The organism is Calothrix sp. CCY 0018, assembly GCF_963920925.1.
In the GTDB taxonomy this organism is placed as follows: Bacteria; Cyanobacteriota; Cyanobacteriia; order Cyanobacteriales; family Nostocaceae; genus Rivularia.
Window position 1 is genome coordinate 20140 of record NZ_CAWUDI010000053.1, and the last position, 14536, is coordinate 34675.

Genomic DNA, 14536 nt, shown 5'->3' on the forward strand with positions numbered 1-14536 from the left:
TTGATGGGATTATACTTTGTCGGTTCCCTTGCCGACGGCTGTAGTCAATTAAATGTAATATTGTGTCCGCTACCACCTTGAATTACTGGTGCATTGGTGTTATTTGCATTATTTTGTTGCGCTTCCCCACCATAAACATTTTGTACGTTTTGCCCTTTAATTCCACCGATATTAATTTCTTGATGAATCTCACGAGCTAGGGTTTGCACTTCTTGAGCAAAGTTTTTATCCCATTCCATTTCACGCTCTAAGTATTGAGCAACTAATTCTAAATCTTGCTGAGAACCAGTTTCAGCCGCAGTTAAGGCTTTTTGCGCTGCTTGATTTCCGCCTAATTTGTGCCAAATCTTCTTTCGTAGCGCGTCGATTTTATTCCAGGTTGCTTCCGTAATTTTTTCAATCGTCTTTTCAAAAGCTTTGGTAAAAGCGAGAGTTGCAATACTTACAGCAGTAATCGGTTCCATAAGTGGTTTTCAAATTACGTAATGTCACTCAATGATACATAGGTGAGTATGTAAATTCCGTAAAGATTGAGGATTTATTAGTTATTAGTTAGGAGTTATATCAATATCTTCTCTTCAATATCAACGAGTTATTGTCAAATCTTCCGCAGCGAAAAAGAACGCGATCGCGATATCTCAGAGGATGTTTTAAAAGTCGTATTTAATACCTTACCTGGCGACTGTAAGTCGCGGCTACACAAGCAAAACCCGCCTGCGCGGGTTAATGATTAATTAGTCCACGCAGGTGGACTTTGCCTGTGTAGTAGCGGTTTCAACCGCCGGATACTTTTAAAACATCCTCTACAACTTTACATAATCAAAAAGACTCCGCAATTGCGAAGTCTCTACATTAGTGATTTATAGTGTTCTGAAAAACAAACCCAATTTAATCTAGCTTTAATCTAAAATTTCTAAACTACTGCTTCTTCTAAAATCAATTTAGAACGCTTGAGCCTTTCGGGTACTGGTACGGGATAATCTCCTGTGAAACAAGCGGAACAAAAACTATTGGTATCTTGTTTGGTTTCTTCTAACATTCCTTTCCAGCTTAGATATGCCAGACTGTCTACTTCTAAGTGTTTGGCAATTTCTTTTACTGATTTGGTGGCAGCAATAAGTTGATCTTGGCTATCGGTATCAATACCGTAAAAGCAAGGATGGGTTACTGGTGGGGAAGAAATTCGCATATGTACTTCGGTTGCACCTGCTTCGTACAAAGATTTTACCAATTTACGACTGGTGGTACCCCGCACGATTGAGTCATCAATGATGATTACTCTTTTCCCGGATAACACGTCTTTGAGAGGATTTAGTTTCATTCTTATACCCGATTCGCGCATTGCTTGGGTAGGTTGAATAAAAGTTCGTCCGACGTAGCGATTTTTGATTAATCCTTCTACATAGGGTATACCGGAAACTTCCGAAAAACCAATTGCAGCCGGGATTCCAGAATCTGGAACGCCAAAAACAATATCCGCATCAACAGCAGATTCTTCTGCTAATCGTCGCCCTAATCTCATCCGATAGCTATACAAACTTTCTTCGTTCATGATACTATCGGGTCGAGCAAAGTAGAACATTTCAAAGATACACAGTTTCCTTTGTTGTTTCTGGCTCCACTGAAAAGACTCTAAACCGTCTTCGGTAATCCAAACCAACTCTCCTGGTTCTACATCTCGCAGGTATTTCGCGCCGATAATATCTAAAGCACAGGTTTCTGATGCCAAAACGTAACGTGTTGGACTACCTTCCAAAGTACCAATTACCAGAGGGCGAATGCCGTTTGGATCGCGCACGCCCATGATGCCTTTACTCGAACCGATTACCAAACTAAAGGCTCCTCGGCAACGATTAAAAGCCCGAATCGCAGCTTCAAATAACGGCGAACCGTCGTTTAATTCTTCGGCGATCGCCAAGGCAATCATTTCTGAATCTGTTGTGGTAGTTAGGTTACAGCTTTTTTCGAGCAGTTCATCGCGCAACTGCTTTGTGTTGACTAAATTACCGTTGTGTGCAAGGGCTATTTCACCTAGTCGAGTTTGGACAAGGGCTGGCTGGGCATTAGCTAGATGGCTTGAACCCGTGGTGGAATAACGGGTATGACCGACAGCGATACTACCTGGTAAGTCATCAAGGATAGGTTCGTTGAAGACTTGGGATACTAAACCCATGTCTTTATGCAGGTGTACTTTTTTGCCTTCAAAAGTGGCAATCCCAGCGGATTCTTGACCTCGATGTTGAAGGGCATACAACCCAAAGTAAGTGAGTCTGGCTACGTCTTCTTCGGGTGCATAAACGCCAAAAACGCCGCAAGCTTCTTCTTGCTTGTCGGGGCGTTCGTCTACATTAATTGGATTAGGATTAATTAGGGCGTGTTGATCCGAAGTGACGGCTTTGGAATTTTGGGGAATCATTCTAACTATGCTCCTGATGATGATGTCAAGCCACTGGGATTACGAAATTAAATAGTTAGCTTAAATTTAATTAATTCTTAACTATCTATTTACCAGAGTACAGTATTTATGCTCAGCGATAGTAATCGCGAGTTGCCAGTTATTTAATTGTCAGTTAGGGGTTTAACTGTTGATGCACGGCTAAACGTCTATTGATTGCATGATGATAGCGATCGCTTACATCTTCCATCGTAACGTTTATTAAAGTTTTATTATCAGAGGTTAAGACCCCCAATCCTGTGTGGGAATTTCCGACATTGCCAATTTGTTGCCAATAGTCGTTTAGTTGTTCCTGTAAATAGGATTCCCAAATTTGTTGCTCTGCTAACGCAACTGAAACAATAATTCTGGCTCCCCCTTCACCAAAAAGTACTTCATCCCATCTTTGAGAATTATTTTCTGGGATGTCTAATTTCACTTCACAGCCAAGGCTACTGTTAATACATGATTCGGCAAGGGTAACGGTAATTCCACCTTCAGCACAATCATGAGCCGAACGCACCCAACCTTGACGAATACCTTCACGACAAGCTTGTTGTACGCGACGTTCCAATTCAAAATCAACCCTGGGTGGTTTTCCAGCAACAGTTTTATGGATGGTAGCTAAATACTCAGAACCTCCTAATTCAATTTTGGATTTTGACATTAGATTTTGAATTGGTAAACCGAGAAGATAAATTATATCGCCTTCTGAGTGCCAAGCTTGGGAGCAAATTTTAGTTAAATCGGGAATTAGTCCTACCATTCCGACAACGGGAGTTGGATAAATTGGTTTGGGATTGCCGTTCGTATCAAAAGTTTCATTGTAAAGAGAGACATTTCCGCCAGTTACCGGCGTAGATAATTCCTGACAACCTTCCGCTAAACCCCGACAAGCTTCTGCTAACTGCCAATAACCAATCGGTTTTTCCGGGCTGCCAAAATTCAAATTATCCGTTACCGCCAAAGGTTCCGCACCCACACAGCTAAGATTACGAGCAGCTTCAGCCACCACAGCTTTTGCACCTTCGTAAGGATCGAGATAAACATAACGAGAATTGCAATCAACCGTTGCAGCAACTCCTTTTTGGGTATGGGGCATAGGGGATTGGGCATTGGAATTTTCTTTTCCCCTTGTCTCCTTGTCCCCTTGTCCCCTTGTTTCCCCATCTCCCCCTCTCCCCATCTCCCCAACCGGGCGCAACCGAACGATCGCCGCATCGGCACCACCGGGTAACATGACGGTGTTATTCTGCACTTGATGGTCGTATTGACGATAAACCCATTGTTTTGAAGCGATGCTGGGAGTATCAAGTAAACTTAATAAAATATCGTTCCAGGTTTGCAGTTTTCCTTGAATTTCAATACCTTCATCGGTGCAAGCTGGTAAATCGTTGGATGTCCATTCCCAAGCTTTGCGGGCATATTCTGGAGGTTCAGTTAATAATTCTCGGTTATAAATTGGGGTATTTTCTGCTAAAGCTGTGGCGGGTATTTCTGCTGCGATTTCTTTTTGATAAAGAATCCTTACTATGGGTTCTTCTATAACTTTCCCTGCGACTACTGCATTCAATCCCCAACGTACAAAAATATCAATTAATTCTTGCTCTCTACCTTTTTTAGCAACGAACAGCATTCTCTCTTGAGATTCGCTGAGTAGATATTCGTAGGGAATCATTCCAGTTTCGCGGTTGGGAATCTTATCTAAATCGAATTCCACACCGACACCACCATTTGCTGCCATTTCGGAAGTGGAACAGGTAATTCCTGCCGCACCCATATCTTGGGCTGCTACTACGGCACCTGTTTTAAAGGCTTCTAAACAAGCTTCAATTAAGGATTTTTCTAAAAAAGGGTCGCCAACCTGCACTGCTGGACGGTTATCAATAGATTCCGAGGTTAATTCCGCGCTGGCAAAACTCGCGCCTCCCATACCGTCACGCCCGGTTGTAGAACCAACATACAACACCGGATTACCAATACCCGATGCCCCGGATTTAACAATTTCTGGCGTTTCCATTAATCCCAACGCCATCACGTTTACCAAAGGATTGCCAGAGTAAGCGCTGTCAAAATAGACTTCACCACCAACGGTAGGAACGCCCACGCAGTTACCGTAATGAGCGATTCCCGATACCACACCGCTAAATAATCTTTGGGTTTTGGCATCTTCTAAATTACCAAAACGCAATGAATTTAACAGCGCAATCGGACGCGCACCCATTGTAAAAATATCTCTGAGAATACCCCCGACTCCCGTTGCTGCACCTTGAAAGGGTTCTACTGCTGAGGGATGATTGTGGGATTCAATTTTAAAAGCGAGTTGTAAACCGTCACCTAAATCTACAACCCCAGCATTTTCGCCAGGGCCTACTAAAACTCGTTTTCCGGTAGTAGGAAACTGTTTTAATAAAGGTCGAGAATTCTTATAACAGCAATGTTCCGACCACATTACGCCAAACATTCCTAATTCGGCTTTATTAGGATGGCGACCTAATCTTTTGACGATTTCTTGGTATTCTTCGGGTTTTATGCCTTCTTTGGCTATTTCTTCGGGAGAAAACGGAGATTGGGATCTAGCGGTCATGGGAGCAATTACACGCCTGGACGAACTATATATTCTAATCTTTATTTGTGCATTTATTACTATTTTAATTAATGAGATTTTGAAATTAGAATTATAGAACAAAGATATATATAATTTCAAAAGGTAGATTTCATGTAGTAATTAACACCGAAAAACAGAATATATGACAAAGAATAAAAGTACGTTTCAACACACTCTTATTTTTTGCCCAGTCTAATTTAACTGGCAACATCCACAAAAGTGTAATCTTAATATCTATGAATAAAATCTTTTAATCTATTAACTGTTAACTGCTCACTGTTAACTGTTAACTGCTCACTATTTACTATTTACCGATTTAATCGCAGCCAAAGCATATAATTTAACCTTAGAATTGTCATCATAAGCAAGTTTTTCTAAATGAATTAGCGCATTTGAATCTCTTAATTCTCCTAAAGATGTTGCGATCGCCTGTTTAATCTGCGACTGATAGGTTATTTCTGGCTGGCTGTTGAGATATTCAATCAAAATCTTGGTAGCGTAAGATTTTAACTCTGCTGATTCTTGTCTTCCTAATACGGTAATAATTTCTTGACTTAGTTTAATATCATCACTGTAAAGAATTTCTTTTAAATAATCTAAGGCAGCAAAAGTTCCGTTCCAATTCAAAGCACGTACTGCTTCTTGTTTAAGAAATAAAGGAGCATTCTTAAAATTCAAAAGATCAAACAACGCTTTCATTGCCGCTTCGTCTTTCATGCAGCCCATTGCTAATACTGCTTGCTGACACACTTCTGAATTAATATCGTAAAGCAAAGGTTTTATACTAGCTACTAAATCAAATTCTTCTTCAAGGTAAGCACGCATTTTTAAAGCGATAATTGCTTCTTTGCGAACTGAAAAGATTGTATCTTGCAAAGCTGTAATAAATACAGGAATTAAATGCTTGTGGTGAAAACTACCGAGGGCTTCAATCGCTATCAGCCTTACTTCTGCTGTCGAATCATCAACAACGCTTAGTAAAGGTTCGATGACTTCGGAGCGGCGAATTTGAGCAAGAGATTTTACTGCTAATAATCTGGATTTTTCGTCTTTGAGTAAATCAATCAACGCCTCCACGGCAGGTTGCCCTATTTTTGCTAGGGTTTGGGCTGACATAATAGCCAATTCTTCTTCTTCTGTCTCTTCAAGCAGTTTTACTAAAGATATGACTATCTGAGGTTCGTTAAATTCTCCCAAAATGCGAAGTGCAAACCAACGAAGCTCTAAATCTGCTTTTTCGTCTTCCAATATTTTAAGTAAGGGAGCAATCGCTGGTTTGCCTATTTTGGGAAATATCTTTGCTATATCCCACCGGGTTTGAAAATCCCCTACTTGTAAAATTTGCATGGCGATGGCAACAGCTTGTTCTAATTCCTTGTCTCCTACAGCCTTTGAATTAACATCCTTCTTGTCTAATAGCTGCTGTAACTGCTGGTTAACCAGTATCCAGTTCGCTTCTGTTACGGCATCGGCAATTATGTCAAGATTTTCTAACATTTTAGATTGCAAAGTAAGAGCGTTAATTTAACGCGGTTCTTATTTTACTTTGTCACGAAATTAAATATTTACCAGCATCTTACAGAACACGTAACCATGTTTTTGAACAATAATATGTACAAGTTGAATAAAAATGATGCATATAACGCAATATCTTCACCATAAAAATAAGAAATAGTTACAGGTGATACAAAACAAACAATCAATTTATCTATTTAATAGGAACTTAACAAGCGTAAATTTTGAAACACTTAGATTGATGATTTTGGGGGACAAAAAATCAATTTAATTGCATGATTGCTTGAATATTCGCAATCATTCTATGTCATTTGACCTTTGATTATTAACGTAAAATAACCGTGCCTACTACCCAATCAAATAAAGCTGCAACTCTGAATAAGTTTGAAAAAATAAAAGCGGAAAAAGATGGACTAGACGTTAAAGACGAACTAGAAAATTTTGCCCAAATCGGTTGGGAAGCGATGGAAAAGTCCGATTTGGAACATCGTCTTAAATGGGTAGGAGTTTTTTATCGTCCCGTCACACCAGGTAAATTCATGTTGCGGATGCGAATCCCCAACGGGATTTTATCTAGCGATCAATTGCGCGTACTTGCTGAAATTGTGCAGCGTTACGGTGCAGATGGTTGTGCCGATATTACTACTCGTCAAAATCTTCAGTTGCGTGGAGTTCGTCTTGAAGATATACCGGATATTTTTCGTCGTCTGGATGAAGTAGAAATGACTTCTATGCAGTCGGGTATGGATAATGTCCGCAATATCACTGGTTCGCCAGTTGCGGGAATTGATGGTTCTGAACTAATTGATACCCGTGAATTGGTGCAGAAAGTTCAAGACATGATTACCAATAATGGTGAAGGTAATTATGCTTTTACCAATCTTCCTCGAAAATTCAATATTGCGATTGAAGGTGGAAGGGATAATTCAGTTCATGCTGAAATTAACGATATTGCCTTCATCCCGGCTTATAAAAATGGCGATTTAGGATTCAACGTTTTAGTTGGTGGTTTTTTCTCAGCCAAACGTTGCGACGGTGCCATACCTTTAAATGCTTGGGTTCCTCCGAAGAACGATGATGTTGTAGATTTATGTCGGGCGATTTTATCTGTTTTTCGGGATAACGGAGCAAGAGCAAATCGTCAAAAATCCAGGTTAATGTGGTTGATTGATGAATTGGGAATCGATCAATTCCGTTCAATGGTAGAACAAGAATTTGGACGTACCTTAGCAACCGCAGCCGAAAAAGACGAAATCGACTGGGAAAAGCGGGATTGCATCGGCATTAACAAGCAAAAGCAACCGGGTTTAAACTATGTTGGCTTGCACGTTCCCGTGGGACGACTTAATGCTCAGGATATGTTTGATTTAGCACGTTTAGCCGAAGTTTACGGTAGCTGTGAAGTTCGTTTAACTGTGGAGCAAAACGCAATTATTCCCAATATTCTTGACGATAATTTGCAAGATTTTCTTACCGAACCTTTGTTAGAGAAATTTTCTATCGAACCCCAACCGTTAGAAAGAGCTTTGGTATCTTGTACTGGTTCTCAATTTTGTAACTTTGCGCTGGTGGAAACCAAAAATCGAGCCTTAGCTTTAACAAAACAACTAGATGCAGAGTTGGAAATGCCCAAATCTGTGAGAATCCACTGGACAGGCTGTCCTAACTCTTGCGGACAACCGCAGGTAGCCGATATCGGACTGATGGGGACTAAAGTGCGTAAAGATGGCAAGACGGTTGAAGGTGTGGACTTGTATATGGGCGGCAAAGTAGGCAAAGATGCCCAATTAGGAACTTGCGTTCAGAAAGGTATTCCCTGTGACGAGGTTAATACTGTCTTAAGGAATATATTGATAGAATCTTTTGGCGCAAAGCCTAAGTCAGATTAGTTTATATGATTAATCGGTGGATATGTTTCAGTGGTATTTATGGTACCGATCGCAGTCTAAACTGATACAGCATTTTTGATAACTAACGAGCATAATTAATTCAATCTTTGTTCTCAAAAGAAGTACTATTTATCTGCATTCAGTTTTAATATGCATCGTTTGTTGTATCTATATGAAAGTAAATCTTACTACTAACTATTAAGGGGATTACAATGCTTGGAGAATTATTATCTTTTCGCGGCAGGTACAAAATCCTGCATATGACTTGGTTCGCATTCTTTCTATCATTCTTTGTTTGGTTTAATCTAGCTCCTTTAGCAACCCAGGTAAAAGCAGACTTTGGTTTAGAAGTAAGTCAAATTAGAACCTTAGCAATTTGTAACGTTGCTTTGACGGTTCCGGCTCGAATCATTATCGGGATGCTATTAGATAAATTCGGCCCAAGAATTACTTATTCGTTGTTGCTGATTTATGCAGCGATTCCCTGTATTGCCTTTGCCAGCGCTCAAAACTTCACTCAATTAGTAATCAGCCGTTTGGCATTGAGTATTGTTGGTGCGGGGTTTGTAATTGGTATCCGCATGGTTGCAGAATGGTTTCCTCCCAAAGAGATTGGTTTAGCTGAAGGAATCTATGGAGGTTGGGGTAACTTTGGTTCTGCTGCTGCGGCTTTTACCCTACCTACAATTGGTGCATTCTTAGCTTTTGGAGCCGGCGGAACCCTTAACTGGCGCTTGTGTATTGCTGGAAGCGGTATCGTTGCGGCTCTATATGGAATTCTGTATTTCTTCAACGTAGAGGATCATCCTCCTGGAAAAGTTTATCAAAAGCCCAAGAATGCTAGAGGTTTGGAAGTTACCAGCACGCGGGATTTCTGGTTCTTGATGTTGATGAATTTACCTCTGACAGGTATTTTGATGGTTCTGGCTTGGCGCTTGAAAAAGGTTGGTTTATACGGTGAGAGTACCCTCTTGCTCGTTTTGGCTGGATTAGCAGGTTTATATTTATTCCAGGCTTATAACTGTTGGGTTGTAAATAAAGATTTGCTTTCGGGGAAGAAAAAATATCCTGCGAAAGATCGTTATAATTTTTCTCAAGTAGCGATTCTGGAACTAACTTATGTGGTGAACTTTGGTTCCGAATTGGCTGTCGTTTCTATGCTTCCGGCGTTTTTTGAAGGAACATTTAGTTTAAATCCGGCAATGGCAGGAATGATTGCTTCTAGCTATGCTTTCATGAACCTGGTATCTCGTCCTGGTGGTGGCTTAATTTCCGACAAATTAGGTAGCCGCAGAATAACTATGGCAGTATTGACTGCTGGTATGGGTATAGGCTACATGATGATGGGATCGGTTGGTGCTGGCTGGTGGTTGCCTTTAGCTATTTTGCTGACTATGGCTTGTTCCTTTTTTGTACAAGCTGGAGAAGGTTCGACATTTGCGATCGTTCCTTTAGTGAAGCGTCGAGTTACTGGTCAAATTGCCGGTAACGTTGGGGCTTATGGAAACGTTGGTGCAGTTGCTTATCTGACTATCTTTAGTTTGTTACCAGAATGGTTAAGCGGTGGTGGAGAGCAGACAGCAGCGATTATTGATCGGTCAAATACAGTGTTTTTCCAGGTGATGGGTATTGCGGCTTTGATAGTTTCCTTCTTGTGCTGGTTCTTTTTGAAAGAGCCTCAAGGTTCATTTGCAGAACATCATGAAGGAGAAGATGATTATTCTGAATTGGTTATTGAACCTAGAGGAATTCGTTCATAGAATTTGAGCTTTTGGTTTGCTGAGGAATCGATGAAAAAAGTATTATTTATCGGTTCCTTTTTTTATATGATTTATGAGTGATAAATTATTAAATCAAAGGTTGAAATATTTTTTTAACGCAAAGTGGCGCAGAGGTTTACGCGGAGGTACGCGGAGTTTTTTCAAGAAAAGAGGTAGGTATTAAAAAAAATAATATTTAGTTTGTAGTAAGTGATTTATCACTTTTATTAAACGAAAAGATAATTTTGTAGAATGTAATAATAATTACATTTCTATGTATGATTTCATTAATATGTTGTTAAATAATCTGTTGTTAAATAATTTTTTAAAATAATTATAGGACTTACCCAACAATAACGGGAAATATAGTGTTCCAGACATTCAATATCCCCCCAACCCCCCTTAAAAAGAGGGGCTTTGCGTAAGTCCTGAATTATTCACTTGATGAATCTTCTAATATTTAATAACCCCTAAATAAAATATGTCCGAATCTGTTAAAACTCTCTGCCCTTATTGCGGTGTTGGGTGCGGTTTAGAAGTATCTCCTCCCGCAGCATCAGGACGTGCAACTCACCGAGATAGTCAAGGTAATCCAATTTGGAAAGTAGTTGGCGATAAAAGTCATCCTTCATCAAAGGGGATGGTTTGCGTTAAAGGTGCTACTGTTGCAGAATCTCTCGATAAAAATCGTTTGAAATACCCAATGATGCGAGATTCTCTGTCAGAATCTTTCCGTGAAGTAAGTTGGGATGAAGCTTTTGATAAAATCGTCGATCGCATTCAAAATATTCGCCACACTCGCGGTGCGGATGCTATTTGTATGTATGGTTCCGGTCAGTTTCAAACTGAAGATTATTATGTTGCTCAAAAGTTAATTAAAGGCTGTTTGGGAACTAATAATTTTGATGCAAATTCTCGTTTGTGTATGTCTTCGGCGGTTGCTGGCTATACGCAAAGCTTTGGTGCTGACGGCCCACCTTGTTGTTATGAAGATTTAGAATTAACAGATTGCGCTTTTCTAATTGGTACCAATACCGCTGAATGTCACCCGATTGTTTTTAACCGTTTGCGAAAGCATCATAAAAAAAATCGCAACGTCAAAATGATTGTTGTAGATCCGCGATGCACTAAGACAGCAGAAGTTGCAGATTTACATTTGGCAATTAACCCAGGGACAGATATTGATTTACTCAACGGTATTGCTCATTTATTAATGCGTTGGGGTGCGTTTGATAGTTTATTTATCGATGAATGCACTCAAGGATTTTCTGATTACGCTGAGGTTATTCAAGATTATCCGCCAGAAGTAGTTTCTCAAAAGTGCGGTATTAGTGCAGATGAACTCGAACAAGCAGCGCGTTACTGGGCTGAATCTAAAAAGGTTTTGTCTTTGTGGTCGATGGGGATAAATCAATCTTCCGAGGGTACCGCAAAAGTGCGTACTTTGATTAATCTGCATTTGATGACGGGAAATATTTGCAAACCAGGTGCAGGACCATTTTCGCTTACCGGACAACCCAACGCAATGGGTGGTAGAGAAGCCGGAGGTTTAGCTCACATTCTCCCCGGATATCGTTCCGTAAAAAATGCCGAACATCGAGCCGAGGTAGAACAACTTTGGAGTTTGAATCCAGGTCAAATTTCTGAACAACCTGGTAGAGATGCATGGAGCATGATTACTGGATTGGAAACTGGTGAAGTAGATATATTATGGATTGCAGCGACGAATCCAGCAGTAAGTATGCCAGATTTGCAGCGAACTAAAGCTGCTTTACTCAAATCTCCCTTCACGATTTATCAAGACGCTTATTATCCCACCGAAACTTCTGCTTACGCTCACCTGTTATTACCCGCAGCCCAGTGGAGCGAAAAAACTGGAACCATGACTAACTCAGAACGAGTTGTTACCTTATGTCCTAAATTCCGAGAGCCGCCAGGTGAAGCTAAAGCCGACTGGGAAATCTTCGCCGAAGTCGGTCGCCGTCTTGGTTTTGAAGATAAATTTGCCTTTACCGACGCAGCCGCAGTTCATGCCGAATTCGTACAGTTAACACGCGATCGCCCTTGTGATATGGGAGAAATTAGTCACAAAAATTTGGCAAGTATCGGTCCTATGCAGTGGTACGACACCCAAAAAGCAGAGATAGAAATAGAAGAAAATGATTCTGGTTTTTGGTCATCTTTATTACAAGGCTTTACTGAAAAAGAACCACTCCAAGGAAAACGTCTCTACACCGATTTACGCTTTCAAACCCCTGATGGGAGGGCAAAATTCGCGGCTTATCATTCTCGCGGTTTAGCAGAACCACCGTCACAAGAGTATCCTTTTGTGCTTACAGTTGGGAGATTATACGGTCACTGGCATACCCAAACCCGCACGGGAAGAATTGAAAAAATCGTCAAAATGCATCCTCATCCTTTTATCGAAATTCATCCCAAGGATGCAGCCAAATTAAAAATTACAGATGGAGATTGGATAGAAATAAAATCCCGTCGCGGAACAGCTAAATTTCCAGCAAAAGTAACTAAGGCGATCGCACCTAAAACTGTTTTCGTTCCCATGCATTGGGGCGCTTTATGGGCAGACGATGCCGAAGCAAACAACATGACTCATCCTTTATCTTGTCCAATTTCCTTACAACCAGAACTGAAAGCTTGTGCGGTGCAACTCGTGCCAATTACCTTTCCCCTACAGCCTTCCAAAGAGTTGCTTCACCAGGAACCGTTACCGTATTCTGACTTGATGCCGGTGTCAACCTCAAACCATAAGTAATCGGAACTATACCCAAGACAAAGGAACCGAATATAACTAAACAAATAGTGCTTATATTATGCTGCGGATGGCGATTAAACTCAGGATTATTTTCTAATTGGCTACCCAAATGTTTGACATTCATCTCAAAAATATTTCCTAAAATACATAACTTGGTAATATCATTATTAAATTAAATTGAAAAAATGTAGTCGCTGTTACCGTTTTTTTTACAAAATGTTACCAGAGTTACAGAATTTACAAAAAACTGCCGTGTTAACTGGTTCCCAGTCTCTGGCTGGGAATCTCCTTCATGTGAGGCTCTGCCTCTTGAACATTGGAGGCAGAGCCTCTTGAAACATATTCCCAGGTAGAACCTGGGAACAAGAAACCTGGGAACAAGAAAATATTGGGGGGCTATACGTAAGCCCTATAAAAATAGAGAATATAAAAGGCCTAATTTTCAACACCAAATGAGCGACTTTTTTAAATTCGAGGCTGATTTTGTTGATAGCTTACGATGCATCCCCATGCAGGTACGCTTCAAACTCGACAACTGCGGAGTCAAACTGAAACTATCACACTGGCATCAATTTACCGAACAAGAACGTCAAACCTTAGTTGAAATGCCATGTACGAGTAATCAAGAATGTCAAAAGTATCGAGAATTCTTGCAAAACTTGATTATTGAAAAAACCGGAACACCTGCAAAAGAACTTTCTATAGAAGAAAATCCCGCTTGGATGAACGAAAAAGAAATTCCTGAAACAATACAAACAAAAGCCGCAGAATCTAACGTTAATATTGCGATCGAGCAATGGAACAAGCTGACACCATTACAACGTTTTGCATTAATAAAACTCAGTCGCGCTAGCCATGAAAACAAGAATTTTTATCCCGCAGTTCAAGAATTTGAGTTAGTGTAATTGACTCAAAGATTAAATAACTCCTAACTCCTAACTATTCCTCCCCTTGTCTCCCCATCTCCCCATCTCCCTATCCCCCCATCCCTCCATCGCCGCCTTAATCCTCGCAGGTGGTAAAAGTTCTCGTATGGGTAGAGATAAAGCACTCGTTCCCTACCAAGGTAAACCAATGTTGCAACGAGTTTATCAAGTTGCTGCTGAATGTACCCAACAAGTTTATGTTTTGACTCCTTGGATTGAGCGTTATCAAAATATTTTGCCGTCAGATTGTAATTATTTAGTTGAAACTCAACCGGGAAAAGGGCCAGTAAATGGTTTATCCGAAGGTTTCGAGCAAATTTCCGCTGATTGGATATTATTACTAGCTTGCGATTTACCTTTATTAGATGTAGAAATTATTAAAAGCTGGATAAATAAACTTCCTCAAATACCAACTTCAACCTTGGCTTTAATTCCTCAACGTTCGGATATTTGGGAACCGATGTGTGGGTTTTATAGAAAAGAAGTGAAAACTGAATTAGATACTTTTTTGAAAAAGGGAAAGCGTTCGTTTCAAGAGTTGCTTTCGGGTATTGAGGTAGAAGTTTTAGAAGTTGATGAGAAGGTAGATTTGATGTTGTTGAATTGTAATTCTCCGGGGGATTTGGGATAG

9 protein-coding genes are annotated in these 14536 nt (G+C 40.3%); 5 read left to right on the top strand and 4 right to left on the bottom strand.

The genetic code is table 11. The features are described from left to right. Window positions 1-44: 44 nt before the first annotated feature. The 4 genes from ACM03V_RS28820 to ACM03V_RS28835 form a co-directional block, all read right to left on the bottom strand. The gene (locus ACM03V_RS28820; RefSeq protein ID WP_414624237.1) at window positions 45-464 is read right to left on the bottom strand and encodes a hypothetical protein; all 420 of its coding nucleotides are present in this window, start codon (window positions 462-464) and stop codon (window positions 45-47) included. 449 nt (window positions 465-913) lie between these two features. Further along, window positions 914-2416 carry an amidophosphoribosyltransferase gene (gene purF / locus ACM03V_RS28825; protein WP_414624238.1) on the bottom strand — a complete coding sequence of 501 codons (1503 nt, stop codon included), beginning with the start codon at window positions 2414-2416 and terminating at the stop codon, window positions 914-916. 154 nt (window positions 2417-2570) lie between these two features. After that, window positions 2571-5021 (bottom strand): phosphoribosylformylglycinamidine synthase subunit PurL, encoded by a 2451-nt coding sequence (gene purL, locus ACM03V_RS28830; RefSeq protein ID WP_414624239.1) that lies wholly within the window; start codon window positions 5019-5021, stop codon window positions 2571-2573. A 318-nt stretch (window positions 5022-5339) separates the two neighbouring features. Beyond that, on the bottom strand, window positions 5340-6539 hold the full coding sequence (locus tag ACM03V_RS28835; protein ID WP_414624240.1) for a HEAT repeat domain-containing protein: 1200 nt from the start codon (window positions 6537-6539) through the stop codon (window positions 5340-5342). 359 nt (window positions 6540-6898) lie between these two features. Between ACM03V_RS28835 and ACM03V_RS28840 the strand changes: the two genes are divergently transcribed. The 5 genes from ACM03V_RS28840 to ACM03V_RS28860 all read left to right on the top strand — a co-directional run bounded on the left by ACM03V_RS28840 (window position 6899) and on the right by ACM03V_RS28860 (window position 14536). Beyond that, window positions 6899-8446 carry a ferredoxin--nitrite reductase gene (locus ACM03V_RS28840; protein WP_414624241.1) on the top strand — a complete coding sequence of 516 codons (1548 nt, stop codon included), beginning with the start codon at window positions 6899-6901 and terminating at the stop codon, window positions 8444-8446. Between the two features lie 212 nt (window positions 8447-8658). Next, window positions 8659-10206: an MFS transporter gene (locus tag ACM03V_RS28845; protein WP_414624242.1), complete on the top strand. Its 1548-nt coding sequence runs from the start codon at window positions 8659-8661 to the stop codon at window positions 10204-10206. Between the two features lie 481 nt (window positions 10207-10687). Beyond that, the gene (locus ACM03V_RS28850) at window positions 10688-12979 is read left to right on the top strand and encodes a molybdopterin oxidoreductase family protein (protein WP_414624243.1); all 2292 of its coding nucleotides are present in this window, start codon (window positions 10688-10690) and stop codon (window positions 12977-12979) included. Between the two features lie 452 nt (window positions 12980-13431). Continuing rightward, a complete protein-coding gene (locus tag ACM03V_RS28855; RefSeq protein WP_414624244.1) occupies window positions 13432-13884 on the top strand; it encodes a nitrate reductase associated protein in 453 nt (150 codons plus the stop codon). A 46-nt stretch (window positions 13885-13930) separates the two neighbouring features. Then, window positions 13931-14536, top strand: coding sequence for a molybdenum cofactor guanylyltransferase (locus ACM03V_RS28860; protein WP_414624245.1), 606 nt, complete (start codon window positions 13931-13933; stop codon window positions 14534-14536).